Source organism: Actinocorallia libanotica, from assembly GCF_039525175.1.
GTDB classification, from domain to species: Bacteria; Actinomycetota; Actinomycetes; order Streptosporangiales; family Streptosporangiaceae; genus Actinocorallia; species Actinocorallia libanotica.
Map to the genome: position 1 here is coordinate 1 of NZ_BAAAHH010000127.1, position 571 is coordinate 571.

The following is a 571-nucleotide window of genomic DNA, read 5'->3' on the forward strand; positions in this document are numbered from 1 at the left end:
TGGGTGGCGATGCCCGCATGGTCGGTGCCGACCTGCCACAGCACATCCTTGCCGCGCATGCGCTCGAAGCGGCAGAGAATGTCCTGCAGCGTGTTGTTGAGCGCGTGCCCCATATGGAGCGAGCCGGTGACGTTGGGCGGCGGAATGACGATGCAATAGGGCTCGGCCCCTGCCCGCTCTGGACGCCCGGCCTTGAAGGCGCCCGCCTCCATCCAGCCCTGGTAGATGCGGTCTTCGACGGCGGCGGGATCGAACCTGTTGTCGAGCATGATGGCTCCGGCACCTCAATTGAACAGGCGCGAGAGAAAGCGGAGCCGATGCGCCAAGTCAACTGCGCCGGGGCAACTCGCGTAAGGCAATGCCCGGCGCAAAGCCCGGAATCGCGCCGATTGTGCCCGGCCTAATGGCCGTGCCGCGCGACGCGCTCGATTTCCGCCCGCACCAGCCGCTCGACCAGCGCCGGCAGGTTCTCGTCCAGCCATTCCTTGAGCATCGGCCGCAGCGCGTCGGTCACGAGATCGTCGATCGAGCGCGGCGGAAGGCTGCTCATGGTGCGCTGCAGAGAGCTGAA

2 protein-coding genes are annotated in these 571 nt (G+C 66.7%); both read right to left on the reverse strand.

Going from position 1 to position 571, the window contains the following annotated elements; translation table 11 throughout:
• Positions 1–269 (reverse strand): class I tRNA ligase family protein (locus ABD140_RS39990; protein ID WP_344248305.1); only part of this gene is annotated, 269 nt, incomplete at its 3' end.
• Between the two features lie 131 nt (positions 270–400).
• Complete coding sequence (locus ABD140_RS39995; RefSeq protein WP_425544217.1) at positions 401–550, reverse strand: DUF2497 domain-containing protein; 150 nt, start codon at positions 548–550, stop codon at positions 401–403.
• Positions 551–571 lie beyond the last annotated feature (21 nt).